Here is a 17543-nt window from a genome sequence, read left to right as displayed (position 1 = left end):
CGGGCGGTCACCTGGTCAGGAAGTAGGCGGACATCTCCATCGACGCCTCGACGATCTGGTAGTCCGGCTTGTGCCAGGTCCTTTCCTCGCCCCTGGCCTTCAGCCGCTTGCCATGCGTCCTCGGCGGCTGTCGCCTGCTCTGCTGATCCTTGGGCTCCGCCATGAGCCTGCACCTGCCTTCCGTGCGGAAAGGTTTACACACACGTTATGAACGTCCGAACCGACAGGTGTCAATGACTTGATCCGAAAAACATCGGAGCTGCACGTAGCATTTGGGGGGATTTGCGAATGCTATAGAAATAGGTTCCGCTTTACATCGGATGTATTTCCCGGCTCTGGCCAGGCAAACCCCTCCCCCGGCGGCCCGCCGGGGGAGGGTCAGTCAGGGTCGCCCAGGCCGTCCCACGGCCGGCGTGCCGCGCCCGCGGCCTGGCCCTCGGGACAGTGCCCGCGGTAGTCGCACCACGAGCACATCGGCCCCGGCCGCGCCGGGAAGCTCTCGTCCACCTCCGCGGGGACCGGCGCGCCGCCGGCCTCGGCCCGCCCGTCGCGGTAGCGCTCGTCGGCCTCCGAGGCCTCCCGGGCGATGTCCTCCGCGCGGTCCAGATGGCGGGCCAGGGAGTCGTCGGTGTGCTCCCACCGCACGATCGACCCGGTCGGCAGGTGGTGCAGCTCCACCGCGTGGCAGGCGCGCCGCATGACCCGCGAGGACGCCACCGCGTAGATCGCCAGCGCGAGCGACGAGCGGGCGTCGTCCTCGGCGAGGGGGCGCCTGCCGGTCTTGTAGTCGACGATCACCAGCTCGTCGCCGCGCCTGTCGATGCGGTCCACGCGCCCGGAGACCGCGATGACCGAGGTGCGGGTGGCGACGGTGCGCTCGACCCCGACCGGCTCCTGCGACGGGTCCAGCGTGCTGGTGTAGCCCATCACCATCGCCCGCGCCCGGTCGCGCCAGACCGTCGACTGCTCCTGGTCGCGGAACCCCTCGGTGATCCACCCCTCGGTGAGGAGGATCGCCGCCATCGCCGGGGTCCTGCGGTTGTACGGCTCGCGCCACCACCCGGCCAGCGCGTTGTGCACCGAGGCGCCCACGCTGTTGTGCGCCCACGGCGGGCCCTTGCGCGGGGCCGGGCGGTCCAGGTACGTGAAGCGGTAACGCCTCGGGCAGTCCAGCCAGGTGTTCAGGCGAGACGGCGTACACGTGTAGAGCCGCCTGGGCATGCCTTCGAGAGGGAGTTGCCCCACGACGGCGGGTCAGTCCTCGTCGAGGTTGAGCTTGATGCCCGACACCCGGGTGCCGTCGACGAGCGGGCCGTCCTGCTCGTCCTCGGCCGAGCCGTCCCGGGTCAGCGACCCGGCGAGCCACGCGTCGAAGTGCTGCTCCTGGTCGGCGATGGTGGTCTCCTCGCCGTGGGCGGGCAGGACGCGGGTGTCGCCGGGGAGCGTGAACAGGCGCTCGCCGATCGCGGTGAGCTGGTCGGCCAGCGCGGGGTACTCGCCGGCGACCTTGCCCGGACCGTCCGCCAGCAGCGTCTTGCCGGTGAAGACGACCCCGAGCTCCTCGACGTAGAGGGAGACGCCGCCCTGGGTGATCCCGGGGGTGGCGATGACCTCCAGCTCGACGCCGGCGACGCCGAAGATGCCCTCGTCCTCCATGTCGATGTCGGGGTAGGTCTCCTGCCACGTCTCGCGCCAGAGCCGGCGGTCCTTGCGGTTCAGGGCGACGACGGCCTCGTCGCGGGCCGCCACCTCGATGGCGCCGCCGACGTGGTCGGGGAGGCCGTGGGTGCAGATCACGGCGAGGACCTCGCGCTCGCCCACGGTTTCGAGGATCGTCTCCGCGTCGCGCGCGGGGTCGATGACGATGACCTCGTCGTCGTCGCCCACGATCCAGGTGTTGTTCTCGACCTTGTATTCGGAGTCGTCGACGGATACGACTCCCTCGGTCACCACTCGCTCGATACGCGCTGTCACGGCCACGACCTTACCGAACAGATGAACCCGTCAGGAGACGTAAACCGGGCCGGGTTCGAACCATCCGCGAAGATCGGCGCCGGGGTCACGGCTCCTCCCCGCCCAAGGGCCCGAGGCGCGGCGAGAACGCCCCGAACGGAAGATCCAGCTCCTGGTCGTGCTCCCGCAGATCGCGCAGCGCGAGGTCGGCCAGCGCGACCAGGCACCCGGCCTCGGCGGGCCAGCCGATGACCCACAACCAGTCGCCCATCGCCTCGCCCACGTACACCGCGCGGTCGGACAGGCCCTGCACCCACCACAGCGCCGTCGGATGGCCGAGGGCGTCGGCCTTGGCGTTCGGCGGCCCCGCGTCGAAGCCCGGCCCGGGGTCGGGGCCGTCCAGGCCGGCGAAGGCGGCGCCGAGGCCCAGCCCGGGTTCCTCGGCGACGATGAGCAGATCGGCGGGGCCGTGGGTGACCGACGGCCCGGAGACGGCCACCACGCCGGCACGGGTGCCGCTGCGGTCGTCCCCCGCGGCGCCGAAGCCGGTCACGAGCCAGCCCGCGGGCAGCGGCCAGGGCAGCCAGAAGGGGACCCGCGAGTCCTTCCTGACCACGTCGAGCGACTCGTTCGACGGACGTCTCGGCTGGTAGGGCAGGACGGCGCCGTGCACGCCGCAACGCCATGCGCTCGACCACGCGCTCGGTGGGCGCAGCGTGCCGAAACACCTCGGGCAGGTGGGCTCGGCTCTCACAATTATCCACCGTGCTTCCGACCGCGCGCCAAAGTCAAGGGCATTCCCGTTATCCCGGCGTAATCTTGGCGTATGCGCGTGAGGTGCGTGGGCGGCGTCGTGCTCGACGAGGCGGGCCGCCTCCTGCTGGTGCGGCGCGGGCGCCCGCCGGACGAAGGGCTGTGGTCCCTGCCCGGCGGCCGGGTCGAGCCGGGCGAGTCCGACGCCGAGGCGCTGGAGCGCGAGCTGATGGAGGAGACCGGGCTGCCGGTCACGACGGGCGGGCCGGCCGGGTCCGTCGAGCGGCCCGGGCCGGGCGGGGTGACGTACGAGATCTTCGACTACTTCGCCGTGCCCCGCCACGCCGCCCTCCCGGTGCTGGCGGGGGACGACGCCGCCGAGGCCGGCTGGTTCCGGCGCGACGAGCTGACGGGGCTGCCGCTCACCTCCGGACTGCTGGAAACGCTCCTGGAGTGGCGGGTGTTCGACGTGCCGCCCGGCGCCCCGGCCAGGGCGCCGGGGGTCAGCGGCTGAAGCTCGTCCGCCACAGGGTCAGGTGGTCGGTGGTGTAGGTCGTCGACCTGCCCACGGCCACCACGCGGTCGTCCACGACGGCGATCGCGCCGAGCCACTGGGCGCCGTCGCCGGTCATCCCGTCGCCGGTCAGGGCGTGGCGCCGCCACTCCAGGCCGTCCTCGGACGTCCAGACCGCGCTGTCCCCCGTCGCGGGCGGCCCGTAGGACCCCACCGCGACCAGGTCCGACTTCGACGACGTCATGTCCAGCACGGCCGCCGCGTCCTCGGCGGGCAGCCAGGCGTACTTCCAGGTGACGCCCTGGTCGTCCGACACCGCCGCGAACGGCCGCTCCACGCCCGCGTCGGTCATCGCGCCACCCACGGCCACCACGCCGCCGTCCCGGACGACCACCCGGCGCAGCGCGGCCGACCGCGCGCCCTCGGGGATCACCCGCTTGCGCGCCGTCCAGTTCAGCCCGTCGCGCGACACCCAGACCACGCCGGACGTGCGGCCCGTCGTCCCCGAGCCGCCGACCGCGAGGTAGCCGTCCTCGGTGGCGACCACGTCCTCGATGCGGACGTCGGCGCCCCCGGCGGGCAGGCCCTGCGGGGCCGCGCGGGAGTAACGGCGCAGGTCTGCGCTGAACCACAGCGCGGCGACCACGCCGCCGGGCCCGCTGTCGTCGCCCGCCACCACGTACCCCTTGGGACCGGCGGCGACCACCCGCGGCACCACGGCGTACCGGTCGGACGCCCCGAACGCGGGCGCGTCCGGCACGGGCCGCCACGTGCGCCCGTCGGCGGAGGTGGCCAGCAGCGGGCGGACGAACGCCGAGTCGGCCGTGGTGCTGCCCACGGCCAGCCAGCCATTCGGGCCGTGCGCGACGTCGTTGAGCGCCTGCCGGCCCGCGCCGCCGAGCGCGGGAGAGTTGACCGCCTTCCAGCTCTCGCCCGTGGGGCTGGTCCAGATGCCGGCGTCGCCCTTGACCGACCCGACCGCGACGAAGGAGTTCCCGGCGGCGACCAGCGCCGCGGTGTCGCGGGCCGAGCGGGTCAGGCCCTTGATCTCGCTCAGCGGCACCGGGGCCGCGGACCTGCCCTTGCCGGCCGTCATCAGCACCGGCAGGTTGTCCAGCGCCCCGGCGCGCTGGTCGCCCGCGGCGACGAGCGTGCCCTGGTCGGTGATCACCAGGCCGCGCAGGGTGCCGGGGATCTGGCCGAGGTCGGTGCTCTCGGTCCAGTTCCTGCCGTCGGAGCTGGTGTAGAGGCCGTAGCGCTCCCAGCCGGACTCGGCGACCGCCGCGACCCCGGCGGCCGAGGAGGCCAGGCCCCGCACGCCGGTCGCCTCGCGTCCCAGGCCCTTGATCATTCCGCACTGGCGCCACTGGTCGCCGAGGTCGGAGCAGTAGACCCGCACCTCGCCCGACCCCGACTTCTGCAGGGTCGGCACCAGCAGGAAGCCCTTGCCCGCCACGGCCAGCGCGCCCGGCTCCGGCCGCACGCCGGGCAGGGCGGCGGCGGTGCGCAGCCAGGTCCTGCCGCCGTCCGGGGAGCGCAGGATGACCGAGGTGGTGTCGCCGGTGCCCGGGTCGGCCAGCGCCACCACGGCGTCGCCCTTGGCGACCACGGCGCGGATGGCGCGCACCTTGTCGGTGCTGCCGATCTCGCGGGTGTCCACCCGGCTCCAGCTCTGCCCGTCCGCGGAGGTCCAGGCCACCGGGCCGACGCCGCCGTCCGGCAGCGCCGTGGAGCCGACCGCGACGAAGCCGCTGCTCGTGCGGGCCAGGTCGATGATCCGGTCGCCGCTGAGGAACACCGACAGCCGCGCCGGGTCCACCGCGGTCCAGGACCGCCCGTCGGTGCTCGTCCAGATGCCGCGGCCCGCGCCGGTCGCGGCCGGGGCCTCGGTGCCCGCGGCCAGCCAGCGGCCGTTCCCGCCCGCCACCCGGCCCGCGGACCCGGCGGGCTGGGAACCGGAGGCGCCGGTCACCCGGCCGAGCTGCCAGGACCTGCCGCCGTCGGAGGAGACCAGGAACAGGGGCCGGGGCACGGGGCTGGTGGTGTCGCTGCCGACGGCCACCACGGTGTCGCCGACCGAGGTGACCGCGTTGAGCACCTGGCTGGACCCGGTGCCGCTCGCGCTCGGCGGCGCCGCGAACGCCTGGTCGCCCGACCCGCCGTCCCCCGCCGCGAGGCGCAGGCCCGAGCTGACCGGAGAGTTCACCCAGTTGACGATCACCAGGCCGAGGCCGGCGGCGGCGAGGACGGCGACGGCCACGATGAGAGGGGTCATCAGCCTCGGGCGGCGGGAGCCGAAGCGGCGCGGCGGGGTGGGGGTGGTGCGGCGGGGGCGCGGGACGGGCTGGTCGCGGTGGTGGCGCCCCTTGCCGCTCGCGCGGGGGCGCGGCGGGCCGGTGGCCACCAGGACGTCGGGGTGCGGGGTGGCGGGCCGCCCGCGCGGCGGCTCGCCGATCCGGTCCTCGGCCGGGCCGGCTAAGTCGTCGCCGGGCTCGGCGGTGATCTCGGGGTCGGCCGGGATGCGCGGCTCCACCCGGATGCCGGGACGCTCCGGCCCGGGGACGCGCGGCACGGGGACGGTCGGGGGTTCCTCGGGCGGCTCGTCGGGCTGGTAGGGCTTGGCCCGGCGCGGGGTGCGCGGCGGACCGGTGGCGACCAGCTTGTCCGGGCGGTCCACCAGCCGCCGGGGCGGCCGGGACGGCTGCGTGGGCTCGCCCGCGTACGGGTCGCGGGACTCGTCCCCCTCGCCGTCCTCGACGGGCTCGGGGCGTCCGGCGCTGTGGCGGGGCTCGCCGACGTACGGCCGCGCGTACGGGTGGCGTCCGTGCTGGCGGGGGGCGTCCTCGTCACCGGGCCTCGCCTCGTCGCCGGTGGGCGCCCCGAAGGGGGGCAGCGCCCACGGGGAGTCCAGGGGCAGGCCGCGCGGCCGGTCCTCCGAGGGGTCCGGCGGGGAGTGGTGCAGGGCCGGTGGTGGCGTGTGGGTCTGGTGGGACCCGGACCGGCCTGACATGTCGGCGTGGTCGGGGTGGTCGGCGTCGTCGCCGGCCGACCACCATGAAGAGCGCGGGTCGTGGGGGCCCGAGGCCACGCTCAGCACCTCCTCGTCGGCAGCCTAACCCAGTTTGAAGGCGGTGATTCCGGACCGTTCCACTGAAGCCCGGCACATGTATCGCGTCGCCAACAGATCACGAGCGATCGTACCGATACCCGGGCCATGCTCCGTGATCACATGACCACGCGAAATCATGGAAACCGCCGCCGCCAACCCTCGCCGTCAGCGCGCACCTCCCCCTGGGGCCGCCCGCCGGCCCGCGTACCCTTCAAGGGCACCACGAGAATGGGCATTCTGGCGAGACCTCTCTAGTCAGATTTATCTAGAGACCGTCTGAATTGCCCGTTTATGGGCGATTATTAGGGTCACCACGGCGAAGAAACCCAACTGGACCACGGTTCCAGAGATCGCCTGCCACGGCACCGTGCCCTGCCGCAGCGCGTCCCCGAGGTCGCCGGACGCCGCGGGCGGCAGGAAGCTCACGACGTTGTTCACGACGTGCAACGCGATCGGCGCCTCCAGGCCGCCGGTGCGCACCGCCATCCAGCCCATCAGCACGCCGAAGCCGAACACGTCCACGATGCCCCAGTCCGTGTAGGCGTGCAGCGAGGTGAACATCGCCGCGCCGAGCAGGATGCCCGGCCACGGGCTCCTGAAGTACGCGCCGAACCCTTGGAGCACCCAGCCGCGGAAGACGTACTCCTCCGTGGCGGCCTGGAACGGCACCAGCAGGACCACCACGAGCAGCGCGGGCAGGAACCGCTCCCAGCCCACCCAGCCGAACAGCTCCCCCACGCCCTCGCCCGTGGCGGCGTAGGTCAGCGCCATGGCGACCTGCCCCAGGATCACCGCCCCCAGCGCCACGACGAGGCAGATCAGCAGCCACCCCCAGCGCAGCCGGCCCGCCACCGACGACAACGTGCCCGGCGGCCGCCGCTGCACCAGCCACGCCGCCCCGAACACGAACGGCAGCACCAGCGCGATCGACAGCAGCATCACCGCCAGTTCGAGCACCGGGTCCCCGAACATGCCGCCGTCCATGAGCACCGGGACACCGGAGAGCTGGGCCACGATCGTCCCGCCCAGCAACACCACGACCGCCACCCCGACGAACGCCGCCGCGATGACCACCGTGCCCACCAGCGGACGCCACCACCGGTTCACCGGCGTCCGCGCCATGTGGTCGTACCGCGTCCCCGGCGCCACCGGGGCGGCCCACGGCCGCGGCCCCGGCGGCGCCTGCCAGGGAGGAGGCCCCGGAAAATAGGCCCCACCCGCCGGATCCCCCGACGGCGGACCCGGCTGCGACGGATCGTGCATAACCCCCATTCTCCCTGCCCACCCCCAGCCCCCACGCCCGACCCATACCGGCTCCGCAGGGAGCCCCTGGCAAAGGTCCTCACCCCGGACAAGGTCCTCACCTCCGGGCCCTAGAGGGCCCTCCGGCTCGGGCTGTATTTCCCAGGGGGCTCCGCCCCAATACCGCTTAGTTGAGCGGGAACCAAGCTATCGATCAAGCATCGGAAGCTGTTCCATATACCTTCGCCCGGAGCCCGCAGCCTTCAGCCGTTCGACGAGCAGCGGATGAAGAAGGTCCAACGCGCGTCCGGGTCGAGTGAGCCTCCACGCCTCCAGCTCACCTCGTTGCAGGCGTACGGCTGCGACGCGCATGCGCGCCGAGAAGATGAAGACCAAGCGGCCCGGATGGTTCACGCGGGCCGAAGCCACCCAGGCCACCGTCAGCAACTCGATCGATCGCAACGACAACCCCGTCTCTTCCCATGCCTCACGTTCGGCCGCAGCCTGCGGGGACTCGCCACTCTGGACAAGACCTCCCGGCAACTGCCACCGGCCACGATGCCGAACCAGCAACCACCGGCCTGTGTCATCGGTGGCCAGAAGATAAGCCGTCGCGGGCAGAACCGCCGCGGGCCCGGTCACTTACGGGTGGCAGTGATCAGGTAGCGGGCACCCTGGTGGAGCAGATCCGAGGCGACGCGAGAGCCCAGAGTGGCGGGATCGCCGGGATCACCCCACAGCAGAGAGCGCGCCCATGCGGACCCATCACGGTTGAAGACCATGCCGAACAAGGACAACTGACCGTCCGGGGTGGTAGTGGCGTACCCGGCTATCGGGCTGTTGCAGTGCCCGCGAAGCATGTGCAACATGGTCCGCTCCGCGAGCATGTCACGGGCTGTCGGCTGATGGTTGAACTCGTCCAGCAGTTGCATCACCGGGACGTCGGCCGTACGCGCCTGTATCCCTATGATCCCCGCGCCGACGGCGGGCACCATGGCGACTCGGCCGCCATCGGCGGGAAGGAACTCGATCGGCAGCACCTCTGCCACCCGGTCGAGCATCTCCAGGCGCGCCAGCCCGGCACAGGCCAGAATCAGCGCGTCATAGCGCCCATCGGTGTCCAGCTTGGCGACACGGGAACCGACCGCGCCCCTGATTCGCTCGGTACGCAGATCCGGCCGATAGAGCCCGAGCTGCGCCCGGCGACGGACGCTCGACGTCCCGACCAGTGCTCCAGCGGGCAGATCCGCCAGCGTACTGCCGTCACGGGTGACGACCACATCTCGAACATCGTCGCGGGGCAGATAGGCACCAAAGGCCGTACCAGCGGGCAACGGCACATCCCCCGGTACGTCCTTCATACAATGCACGGCGATGTCCACCTGAGCGGCCATCAGCGCACGGTCGATCTCCTTGGTGAACGTTCCCTTGCCGCCCAGTTCGGACAGATCACCCGGCCACAGGTCGGCACTGGTCTTGATCGGAATAAGTTCCACCTTAACCGCCGGCGCCCTGCCGATGATCAGGTCGGCCACACGTTGAGCCTGGTGCATGGCCATGGGAGAGGTACGTGTACCCAGCCGCAGCGAGCCACCGGAGAACCGCTCGACGAGCAGGGCACCCAAGGCGTCAGCCATCGGAAACTCTTTTCGGGGTAAGGCGTCAGTACCGATGACGCGAGGACCGAACCTATCAACAAGCCCTCAAGGGAGGGCCTCGCGCGTAACTTCTTTCCTAGGATCTATGACGCGGGAGAACTGAAGAGCGTACAACAGCACCCCCTAAACAGGGCATTAACCGTCAAATCGCCGCCCATCTCGTTATACGGAGCTGACGGCGTATCCTCCGTTCACTCGTCTCCTCGCCCACCCCCGACCCAATACCACCCCCGTCGCATTTCACCTCAAACCAAACCGTACGTCCCGCATCGTCCTCGTACGCGTCCCAGCGATCCGCTAGGAGATCAACGAGCAGCAGTCCGCGCCCACCTTCGGACAGAGCGTCTCCGCGAAGGTGCGGGAACGATTCACCCCCGGCGTCTACGACATCCACGTGAATCAAGGTCCAGCAAGCGGCAAGGGCGACCATGACACTTCCACCGTGCCGCGAATCCGAATGAATCACCGAATTCGTGAATACCTCCGACGTCAGCACTACGACGTCCTCCATCGTTGGATGATCAGCGCCGAGTCGGGTACGGACGAAAGCACGTGCCGCAATGACACTTTCTGGTGATGCCGGCAGTTCGGTGACCCCTAAGAGGATTCCCGACATGTCCGAGTTGCGGTTATGCTCCAATGTCTAAGGATCACGCATAGATCGCACCTCCGAGTGTCCGATGTGTGCGGCTCAGGGACCCGTACGGCGTTGAGGGCGCCTGCGGGTCCCGCCATGTCTGGCCTCACTCATGACATCGCGGTATACGGATGCATCGTCAGTGCTACTAGGGGAGACTGGGGGGACACAGGCAGTCTCCCCTCAGGAGCGCATGCAATGGGCACAGTGCGACCGCCATGGGCAACGCGACTCCGCGCCGCACGACGTGCGAAAGTATGGACGCAACGAGAGATGGCCCGCGAGCTCGCCAACGCTGCGCGAGGGACCAGTGCACACCTAGCCGAGCGCGAGTCCCTGATCAGAATGATCAAAGACTGGGAGGCGGGTCGGCATAAGCCTAAAGACCCCTATCGGATCCTGTACTCCCGCATATTCGGCATAAACGACCATGAGCTCTTCTCCGATGATGCGTTGGCGACGCCGTTCGATATGACTGCCGACACGACGGCATGGACGCCCTTACCGGCGTCGGCTTCCACCGGCATGTCAGCCTCTACAGCTTCAACCGGAGATCCGAGACGGCAGAGCGCCGACATGGAAGCGATGCAAGCCTTTCGCACGGCGGACCTACAGGTCGGCGGCGGACATCTATACGCCAGCGTTGTCAAGTATCTGGAGACGGAGCTGGGACCACGCCTTTTCGGTATACACGGCGACGAATCCGATACGGTGTTCGTGGCCGCTACCGCCCTTACAGAGATGGCCGGATGGATGGCCCATGACTCCGGCCGCGACCTGTTAGCCGAACAGCATTTCGATCGAGCCTTATCCTTGGCCAAGGCCACCGATGACCGGCACCTCACCGCGCACATTTTGAGCAGTAAGAGCCACTTGGCGAGCCATTTGCGAAATGCCGACAAGGCTATCGAGCTTGCGCGCATAGGCCAAGAGTTCTTGCGCGGGTCACCTAATGGAATTCTCAGCGCACGCCTATTCGCCATGGAGGCACGAGGGTATGCAGGCATGGGAAAAGCAGATGAATGCCTTCAGCTACTTAAACGGGCAGAGGAGGCACTAGAAAAGGGGCCAGCCGAGAAGATATCCCATTGGGTCAGCAACTTCGACATGGGTTCGTTGGCGAGTGAAGCCGCCTGGTCTATGGCTCAGCTAGGCAACGCGACAGAAACCCGAAGACATGCGGAGCGTATAGTCTCGCTAAGGCCAGTCCACCGCACACGTAGCCGCGCATTTGGAAGAATCACCCTCGCCTCCGCGTGCGTCCAGCTTGGCCGGTTCGATGAGGCTTGTACTGTAACGCAAGAGGTGCTGGGCTCAACACAGTCACTCGGTTCCTTTTTGATCATCAAGAAACTGCATAATCTCAAGTTGGCTCTCGCGTCGAGCGGCGCAGTCGACAGCAGAACCGTCCGCGAACTTATTGCCCAACTAGAGGCGGTTCTAGAGGAACGCCTTTGGCTCTACCAGTGGTTGAGCCAGGATGAAAAGCGTCAAGTCGGGAGAAGTTGTGAACTTTGATGATCCACTCTACGAGCGCGATCCAGACGCATGGAATTCTTACCTTGCCGCCGGAAATGCGACGCAACCTCGCAAGCGCGTGAGTGTGGATGTTCTTCTTCGGGATGACGTGGGACGTATTCTGCTGGTCGATCCAAAGTACAAGCCCGATTGGGATCTGCCCGGGGGCATGGCCGAAGCGAATGAAGCACCGACCGATACGGCGCGCCGTGAGCTATGCGAAGAACTTGGGTGCTCAATTGAGGTTGGCCCCCTGCTATGCATCGACTGGCAATCACCCCATGGCCCTTGGGATGACCTGCTGGCGTTCGTCTTTGATGGCGGGACATTAAGCAGCAGAGATATCGATGCGCTGCACTTGGCGGACGAGGAACTCGCAGCCTATGAGTTCTGTTCGATCGAGCAGACCCGACAGCGCTTGCGGCCGTATATGTTCCGACGCCTGACCAGCGCCCTTGAAGCGCTGGTCACCGGTCAATGCCGGTATCTGCAAGATGGCCACCAACAGCTGGGCAAGTAACCCTTCGATAAGTCACCGAACAGGTTAGATGGCGCCACTCATTGATCACCCGGCGCCCACAGGGAGGCCGGCCGCTGCCTGGGAGGCTGTTCTCGGACGGGCTGGGAGCGACGTGATGAGCGGGGAGTACGAGGGGCGGCAGCCCCTCGTCGGGGGGCGAGGGGGGCGGGAGCCCCCTGGGAAAACACAGCCCGAGCCGGAGGGCCCCCAGGGCCCGGAGGCGAGGACCGTCTCTCCGAGAGGGCGTCAGGTGGTGGTGCGGGTGAGGCCGGCGGCGCGGCCTTTGGTGGCTATTACCTCGGCCATTTTGCGGCTGGCTTCGTCGATCATTTCGTTGCCTAGCATGACGGCGCCGCGGCGTTCCACCGTGGTGGCGTGGTCGTAGGCCTCCAGGATCGCTTCGGCGTGGTCGTAGTCGTCCTGGGAGGGGGAGTAGATCTCGTTGGCGGTCTCGATCTGCGTCGGGTGGAGGACCCACTTTCCGTCGAAGCCGAGGGCGGCGGATCTGCGGGCGACCTTGGCGAAGCCGTCCAGGTCCTTGATCTGGAGGTAGGGGCCGTCGATGGCCTGGAGGTCGTGGCTTCTGGCGGCCATGAGGATGCGCATGAGGACGTAGTGGTAGGCGTCGCCCTCGGTGTAGCCGGGGGGCTGCTGGCCGACGACGAGCGTCTTCATGTTGACGGACGCCATGAAGTCGGCGGGGCCGAAGACCAGGGTCTCCAGGCGGGGTGAGGCGGCGGCGATGGCGTCGACGGCGACCAGGCCGCGGGCGTCCTCGATCTGGGCCTCGATGCCGATGCGGCCGGCGGGCAGGCCCGTGGCCTTCTCGATCTGGGTGAGGAGGGTGTCCAGCCAGGCGACCTGGCCGGCGTCGCGGACCTTGGGCAGCATGACGCAGTCGAGGGCGTCTCCGGCCGCCTCGACGACCTCGATGACGTCGCGGTAGGTCCACATGGTCGACAGGTCGTTGACCCGGACGACCACGGTCTTGCCGGTCCAGTCGCCGGTGCGCAGCGCGGCGACGACGTTCTTCCTCGCTTCTTCTTTGGCCTGGGGGGCGACGGAGTCCTCCAGGTCGAGGAACACCTCGTCGGCGGGCAGGCCCTGCGCCTTCTCCAGGAAGCGGGGGTTGCTGCCGGGCACGGCGAGGCAGGAACGTCGGGAGCGCATGCGCACCACCGTAGCCCTCCGAGCGGCGCCGCCGAGGTCGCGGGTGCCTGTGGGGGCGTCACAAAGGGTGGCGCCGGTTCTTGGCGGGGATCTCGTACGGCTTTCGGAACCGACCTTCCCGACAATAGAGACCTAGCATCGGTAAAGGGATCTAGAGGGAGTAAGACAATGAGCGATGCGTCCGTGGCGGTTCGACCCGCCGTACTGTCCGACCTCGTCCCCGCCGTCCCCAGCAAGCTGGTCAGGGACATCGCGCTGGTCGTGGGCGCCGCCGGGCTCGTCGGCGTGGCCGCGCAGGTCAGCATCCCCTTGCCGGGAACCCCGGTGCCGCTGACGCTCCAGACCTTCGCCGTGCTGCTGTCCGGCGCGGCGCTCGGCCTGCCGCGCGCGTTCGCCGCCATGGCCCTGTACCTGGTGATCGGGCAGCTCGGCGTGCCGTGGTTCGCGCCGGGCGGCGACAACGCGACGCTGGGGTACGTCGTCGGGTTCGTCCTCGCGGCCTCGGTCGCCGGAGCCCTCTCCCGCAGGGGCGGGGACCGCACACCGATGCGCACGGTCGCCACGATGACCTTCAGCACCGTGCTCATCTACGCGATCGGCGTCCCGTGGCTCATGGTCGTCAAGTCGATGGACCTGCCGACGGCCTTCGACGCGGGCGTGGTGCCGTTCCTGATCGGGGACGGGCTCAAGGTGCTCGCCGCGGCGGCGCTGCTGCCCGGCGCCTGGAAGCTGCTCGACCGCTGAGGTCCCGGCGCCCGGCCACGCGCCGGGCGCCGACCGCCGTACATTGCTGGTGTGAGCCTCTCGCTGATCGAAGAAGCCGCGAAGAAGTCGGGCGTGCTGTGGATCTCCCTGCCGGCGGGCGACCGGCTGGCCTGGCACGTGTGGCACGACGGCGCGGTCTACGTCGTCACCGGCGGCGGCGAGCAGGCGCTGCCCGGCCTGGTGGACGCCGCGCGGGTCACGGTGACGCTGCGCAGCAAGGACAACGGCGCCCGGCTGGTGGCGTTCGAGGCCGCGGTGCGGGTGGTCGATCAGTCGTCGCCCTCGGAGGGGGACGCCGGGGCCATCGCGGCGCTGGCGAAGGAGCGGCTGAACGCGCCGGACGCGGCGGGGCTGACCTCCCGCTGGGCCGCGGGCTCCTCGGTGGTCCGGCTGACCCCCGAGGTCGCGGTCTGAGCCAGCAGGGCCCCGGCGAGCACGACGGCTCCCCCGGCGATCTGCGCCGCGCCGAGGTGCTCGCCCACCAGGACCCACGCGATCACCGCGCCCGCGACGACCTCCAGGGACGCCACGGTGGCGCCGACGGCGGCCGACAGGCGGCGCACGGCGGTGACGCCGGTGACGTAGGCGAGCACGGTGGCCACGGCGATGAGCCACAGGGCGGCGACGAGCACGGGCAGCGTGTGCCCGCCGAGCGTGGCGGTGGACCCGAACGCGCTCCAGTGGATCTCCCACGGCCGGGACAGCGGCGCGAGCACCACGGCGGCGCCGGCCAGGCCCCAGGCGATGAGGCCGAGCGGGTCCACCTCGCCGCCGGTGCCGTCGCTCATGAGGAAGTAGCCGGCGCAGCAGGCGGCGGCGACGAGGCCGAGCAGCAGGCCGACGCCGTCCAGCGCGAACCCGCGCCAGACCTCGACCACGACGCCGAGCCCCACGAGCACGATCACCGCCCCGGCGTACGCCGAGCGCGGCAGCCGCACGCCGCGGACGAACCGCACCCAGAACACCACGAGGACCGGTGAGGTGTACTCCAGCAGGAGGGCCACGCCGACCGGCAGGCGGGTGATGGCGATGAAGAACAGGGCCTGCACCCCGGCGACGGCGACCAGGCCGTACGCGGCGTAGAACCCGAGCCTGCCCCGGGGGACGCGCAGGGACCTCGGGCGGAAGACGGCGAGGATCGCCAGCAGCAGGATCGCGGCCCCCGCCATGCGCACCCACACGGCCTGCAGTGGAGTGAGGCCGCCCTCCCCGAGGAACTTGGCCATGGATCCGGAGAACCCGAAAGTCCAGGCGGACAGGACGGCAATCCCCAGCGCCGCGCCTCTCATCGGCCAAGCCCTCCCCGTAATGAGCGTAAGGTCCTTTTGATCCTGTCACGAGGCGGCTGACGGCATCAAGACCCATCCGGGCACCGGGACGGTTGAAAGGGCTTTTACGGGGGCGGGACACGGCGCACCCCCTCTGACCTCGTACGCTGCGGTAGTGAGGATCTTCGTCGCCCGGCTCGCCGGAACCCCGGTGTTCGACCCGGCGGGAGACCAGCTCGGGCGCATCCGCGACGTCGTGGTGTCCATGCGCCCCGCCGCCCCTCCGCGCGTGCACGGCCTCGTCGTCGAAGTCCAGCCGCGCCGCCGCGTGTTCCTGCCCATCACGCGGGTCCGCGGCGTCGAGGCCGACGCGGTGATCTTCACGGGCGCCATCAACATGCGGCGGTTCGAGAAGCACGCCACCGAATCCCTCGCCCTCGGCGAACTGCTCGACCTGACCGTCGAGGTGGGCGGCGAGAAGGTCATCGTCCTGGACCTGGCCATGGAGCAGGTCAGGAGCGGCGAGTGGCTGATCACCAAGGTGGCGGTGCTGCGCGGCGTGGCCGGGCGCGGCCTGCGGCGGCGGCGCGGGGAGACCCTGATCGTGGACTGGGCGGACGTCAAGGGGTTCGGCGCCGTGCAGGACGACCAGGGCGCCGCCGGCCTGCTGGCCGCGTTCGAGGAGACCCGCCCCGCCGACCTCGCCAACGCCCTGCGCCACCTGCCCGACAAGCGCAGGGCCGAGGTGGCTTCGGCGCTGGAGGACGACCGGCTCGCCGACGTGCTGGAGGAACTGCCCGAACGCGACCAGATCGGCATCCTCGGCCGTCTCGACGCCGAGCGGGCCTCCGACGTCCTCGCCGCCATGGACCCCGACGACGCCGCCGACCTGCTGCAGGACCTGCCGCCCGCCCAGGCCCAGGCGCTGCTGTCCCGCATGGAGCCCCGCGAGGCGGCCCCGGTGCTGCGCCTGCTGACCTACGCCGAGAACACCGCGGGCGGCATGATGACCAGCGTGCCGATCGTGCTGCCGCCGCACGCCACGATCGCCGAGGCGCTCGCCCAGGTCCGCCGCCAGGAGTTCACCCCCGCCGTCGCCGCCCAGGTGTACGTCGCCCGGCCGCCGATCGAGACGCCCACCGGCAGGTATCTCGGCGTGGCGCACTTCCAGCGGCTGCTGCGCGACCCGCCGTCCGCGCTGCTCGGCACCGCCGTGGACAACAGCGTCGATCCCATACGCCCCGACATGCCCCTGCGCGAGGTGACGTCCTACCTGGCCTTCTACAACCTGGTCGCCGTCGCGGTGGTGGACGAGCTCGGGCGGCTGCTCGGCGCCGTGACCGTGGACGACGTGCTGGACCACCTGCTGCCCGCGGACTGGCGCGAGCGGGACGAACGGACGCCGGAGGTGGACGGTGGTGAGCGGTGACGACCGACCGTCTCGACCAGCCGAGGCGGGTCCGCCGCGGCATCCGCCCGCACTACGACCCCGAGGCGCTGGGCCGGTTCTCCGAGAGGTTCGCCCGGTTCCTGGGGACCGCGCGGTTCCTGGCCTACATGACGGTGTTCATCACGGTGTGGCTGCTGTGGAACAGCGTGGCCCCGGACGGCCTGGTCTTCGACCCCTACCCGTTCATCTTCCTGACCCTGCTGCTCTCGCTGCAGGCGTCCTACGCCGCGCCGCTGATCCTGCTCGCGCAGAACCGGCAGGCCGACCGCGACCGCGTGCAGGGCGAGCAGGACAGGACGGCCAACGAGCGCAACCAGGCCGAGGTGGAGTACCTGACCCGGGAGATCGCCGGACTGCGCATGGGCCTCGGCGAGCTGGCCACCCGCGACTACCTCAGGAGTGAGCTGGAGCGTCTGATCGAGGAGGTCGGCGCCTCGCCGGACGGGCAGGGGCGCCAGGGCGCGGGGCCCGGGGAGGTCTAGGAGCCCGGCGGGAACAGTTTGGCGAGCATGGCGGCGCACTGGCGCAGTTCCTCGTCGTTCAGCAGCCCCAGGAAGCGCCCGCGGACGGCGCGCATGTACGTCGGGGTCGCCTCGGAGAACCGTTCCTCGCCCGCCGTCGTCAGCACCGCGTACAGGCCGCGCGCGTCGCTCGCGCACGCCTCGCGCTCCACCAGGCCCTCCCGCTGGAGGCGGTCGATCAGGCGCGTCAGCCCGCTGCGCGACAACAGCACCCGATCGGCCAGGTCGTTCATCCGCAGGCGCCGCCCGGGGGTCTCGAAGAGCTGGAACAGCACGTCGTAGGCGGCGGGCGCCAGGTCGTGCTTGCTCAGCAACGCGATTTCCAGGCTGCGGGTGATCTCGACCTGTGCCCGCTGAAGGATGCGCCAGACGATGAGCTGCTGCGGAGACATCTCCGCCGTCATGGACGTCACGCGGTCATCCTAGAAGGTCGCATAACGCCACACACCCGACTCCCGGCGTCTC

At 70.3% G+C, this 17543-nt stretch carries 18 protein-coding genes; 6 read left to right on the top strand and 12 right to left on the bottom strand.

From position 1 onward, the window contains the following. Positions 1–7: 7 nt before the first annotated feature. The 4 genes from BJ981_RS16325 to BJ981_RS16310 form a co-directional block, all read right to left on the bottom strand. On the bottom strand, positions 8–163 hold the full coding sequence (locus tag BJ981_RS16325; protein WP_184612196.1) for a hypothetical protein: 156 nt from the start codon (positions 161–163) through the stop codon (positions 8–10). A 215-nt stretch (positions 164–378) separates the two neighbouring features. Next, a complete protein-coding gene (locus BJ981_RS16320) occupies positions 379–1221 on the bottom strand; it encodes a RecB family exonuclease (protein ID WP_184612195.1) in 843 nt (280 codons plus the stop codon). Positions 1222–1254: 33 nt separating this feature from the next. Further along, the gene (locus BJ981_RS16315; RefSeq protein ID WP_184612194.1) at positions 1255–1974 is read right to left on the bottom strand and encodes an MBL fold metallo-hydrolase; all 720 of its coding nucleotides are present in this window, start codon (positions 1972–1974) and stop codon (positions 1255–1257) included. Between the two features lie 85 nt (positions 1975–2059). Continuing rightward, complete coding sequence (locus tag BJ981_RS16310; protein ID WP_184612193.1) at positions 2060–2707, bottom strand: DUF6758 family protein; 648 nt, start codon at positions 2705–2707, stop codon at positions 2060–2062. Positions 2708–2779: 72 nt separating this feature from the next. On the opposite strand from BJ981_RS16310, the gene BJ981_RS16305 reads away from it, so the two are divergent. Next, on the top strand, positions 2780–3220 hold the full coding sequence (locus BJ981_RS16305) for an NUDIX hydrolase (protein ID WP_184612192.1): 441 nt from the start codon (positions 2780–2782) through the stop codon (positions 3218–3220). On the opposite strand, the gene BJ981_RS16300 is transcribed toward BJ981_RS16305, so the two are convergent. From BJ981_RS16300 to BJ981_RS39650, 5 genes are all read right to left on the bottom strand, one after another. Beyond that, on the bottom strand, positions 3210–6308 hold the full coding sequence (locus tag BJ981_RS16300; RefSeq protein ID WP_184612191.1) for a chromosomal replication initiator protein DnaA: 3099 nt from the start codon (positions 6306–6308) through the stop codon (positions 3210–3212). The two genes, BJ981_RS16305 and BJ981_RS16300, sit on opposite strands and share 11 nt — an antisense overlap. A gap of 282 nt (positions 6309–6590) precedes the next feature. Further along, positions 6591–7451 carry a CPBP family intramembrane glutamic endopeptidase gene (locus tag BJ981_RS16295; RefSeq protein WP_184612190.1) on the bottom strand — a complete coding sequence of 287 codons (861 nt, stop codon included), beginning with the start codon at positions 7449–7451 and terminating at the stop codon, positions 6591–6593. Positions 7452–7778: 327 nt separating this feature from the next. After that, entirely contained in the window at positions 7779–8213 is a 435-nt protein-coding gene (locus BJ981_RS16290) for an NUDIX domain-containing protein (RefSeq protein WP_184612189.1), read from the bottom strand. Beyond that, on the bottom strand, positions 8210–9208 hold the full coding sequence (gene hemC, locus BJ981_RS16285) for a hydroxymethylbilane synthase (protein WP_184612188.1): 999 nt from the start codon (positions 9206–9208) through the stop codon (positions 8210–8212). Before hemC ends, BJ981_RS16290 begins: the two co-directional genes overlap by 4 nt. 163 nt (positions 9209–9371) lie before the next feature. Next, the gene (locus tag BJ981_RS39650) at positions 9372–9845 is read right to left on the bottom strand and encodes an ATP-binding protein (RefSeq protein WP_184612187.1); all 474 of its coding nucleotides are present in this window, start codon (positions 9843–9845) and stop codon (positions 9372–9374) included. 15 nt (positions 9846–9860) lie between these two features. On the opposite strand from BJ981_RS39650, the gene BJ981_RS16275 reads away from it, so the two are divergent. Next, the gene (locus tag BJ981_RS16275; protein WP_504747980.1) at positions 9861–11384 is read left to right on the top strand and encodes an NsdA family TPR-like regulatory protein; all 1524 of its coding nucleotides are present in this window, start codon (positions 9861–9863) and stop codon (positions 11382–11384) included. After that, the gene (locus tag BJ981_RS16270) at positions 11347–11904 is read left to right on the top strand and encodes an NUDIX domain-containing protein (RefSeq protein WP_184612185.1); all 558 of its coding nucleotides are present in this window, start codon (positions 11347–11349) and stop codon (positions 11902–11904) included. The genes BJ981_RS16275 and BJ981_RS16270 overlap by 38 nt, the downstream gene beginning before the upstream one ends. Positions 11905–12150: 246 nt before the next feature. On the opposite strand, the gene BJ981_RS16265 is transcribed toward BJ981_RS16270, so the two are convergent. Then, the gene (locus BJ981_RS16265; RefSeq protein ID WP_184612184.1) at positions 12151–13074 is read right to left on the bottom strand and encodes an HpcH/HpaI aldolase/citrate lyase family protein; all 924 of its coding nucleotides are present in this window, start codon (positions 13072–13074) and stop codon (positions 12151–12153) included. A gap of 168 nt (positions 13075–13242) precedes the next feature. On the opposite strand from BJ981_RS16265, the gene BJ981_RS16260 reads away from it, so the two are divergent. Beyond that, positions 13243–13818 carry a biotin transporter BioY gene (locus BJ981_RS16260; RefSeq protein WP_184612183.1) on the top strand — a complete coding sequence of 192 codons (576 nt, stop codon included), beginning with the start codon at positions 13243–13245 and terminating at the stop codon, positions 13816–13818. A 290-nt stretch (positions 13819–14108) separates the two neighbouring features. On the opposite strand, the gene BJ981_RS16255 is transcribed toward BJ981_RS16260, so the two are convergent. After that, positions 14109–15128 (bottom strand): EamA family transporter, encoded by a 1020-nt coding sequence (locus BJ981_RS16255; protein WP_184612182.1) that lies wholly within the window; start codon positions 15126–15128, stop codon positions 14109–14111. A 154-nt stretch (positions 15129–15282) separates the two neighbouring features. On the opposite strand from BJ981_RS16255, the gene BJ981_RS16250 reads away from it, so the two are divergent. Beyond that, positions 15283–16536: a magnesium transporter MgtE N-terminal domain-containing protein gene (locus BJ981_RS16250; protein ID WP_307837856.1), complete on the top strand. Its 1254-nt coding sequence runs from the start codon at positions 15283–15285 to the stop codon at positions 16534–16536. After that, entirely contained in the window at positions 16533–17039 is a 507-nt protein-coding gene (locus tag BJ981_RS16245; protein ID WP_184612181.1) for a DUF1003 domain-containing protein, read from the top strand. The genes BJ981_RS16250 and BJ981_RS16245 overlap by 4 nt, the downstream gene beginning before the upstream one ends. Here the strand turns inward: BJ981_RS16245 and BJ981_RS16240 are convergent. Then, positions 17036–17482, bottom strand: coding sequence for a MarR family winged helix-turn-helix transcriptional regulator (locus BJ981_RS16240; protein ID WP_184616162.1), 447 nt, complete (start codon positions 17480–17482; stop codon positions 17036–17038). The genes BJ981_RS16245 and BJ981_RS16240 overlap by 4 nt on opposite strands. Between the last annotated feature and the right edge of the window lie 61 nt (positions 17483–17543).

Origin of the sequence: Sphaerisporangium krabiense (genome assembly GCF_014200435.1) — a bacterium.
Lineage (GTDB): Bacteria > Actinomycetota > Actinomycetes > Streptosporangiales > Streptosporangiaceae > Sphaerisporangium > Sphaerisporangium krabiense.
This window is presented reverse-complemented; position numbering and strand designations above follow the sequence as displayed.

Coding starts and splice junctions, on each gene's coding strand:
- BJ981_RS16320 (WP_184612195.1), bottom strand. CDS start 1,221: ATGCCCAGGCGGCTCTACACGTGTACGCCGTCTCGCCTGAACACCTGG.
- BJ981_RS16305 (WP_184612192.1), top strand. CDS start 2,780: ATGCGCGTGAGGTGCGTGGGCGGCGTCGTGCTCGACGAGGCGGGCCGC.
- BJ981_RS16325 (WP_184612196.1), bottom strand. CDS start 163: ATGGCGGAGCCCAAGGATCAGCAGAGCAGGCGACAGCCGCCGAGGACG.
- hemC (WP_184612188.1), bottom strand. CDS start 9,208: ATGGCTGACGCCTTGGGTGCCCTGCTCGTCGAGCGGTTCTCCGGTGGC.
- BJ981_RS16265 (WP_184612184.1), bottom strand. CDS start 13,074: ATGCGCTCCCGACGTTCCTGCCTCGCCGTGCCCGGCAGCAACCCCCGC.
- BJ981_RS16295 (WP_184612190.1), bottom strand. CDS start 7,451: ATGGCGCGGACGCCGGTGAACCGGTGGTGGCGTCCGCTGGTGGGCACG.
- BJ981_RS16240 (WP_184616162.1), bottom strand. CDS start 17,482: ATGACGGCGGAGATGTCTCCGCAGCAGCTCATCGTCTGGCGCATCCTT.
- BJ981_RS16255 (WP_184612182.1), bottom strand. CDS start 15,128: ATGAGAGGCGCGGCGCTGGGGATTGCCGTCCTGTCCGCCTGGACTTTC.
- BJ981_RS16260 (WP_184612183.1), top strand. CDS start 13,243: ATGAGCGATGCGTCCGTGGCGGTTCGACCCGCCGTACTGTCCGACCTC.
- BJ981_RS39650 (WP_184612187.1), bottom strand. CDS start 9,845: ATGTCGGGAATCCTCTTAGGGGTCACCGAACTGCCGGCATCACCAGAA.
- BJ981_RS16275 (WP_504747980.1), top strand. CDS start 9,861: ATGCTCCAATGTCTAAGGATCACGCATAGATCGCACCTCCGAGTGTCC.
- BJ981_RS16270 (WP_184612185.1), top strand. CDS start 11,347: ATGAAAAGCGTCAAGTCGGGAGAAGTTGTGAACTTTGATGATCCACTC.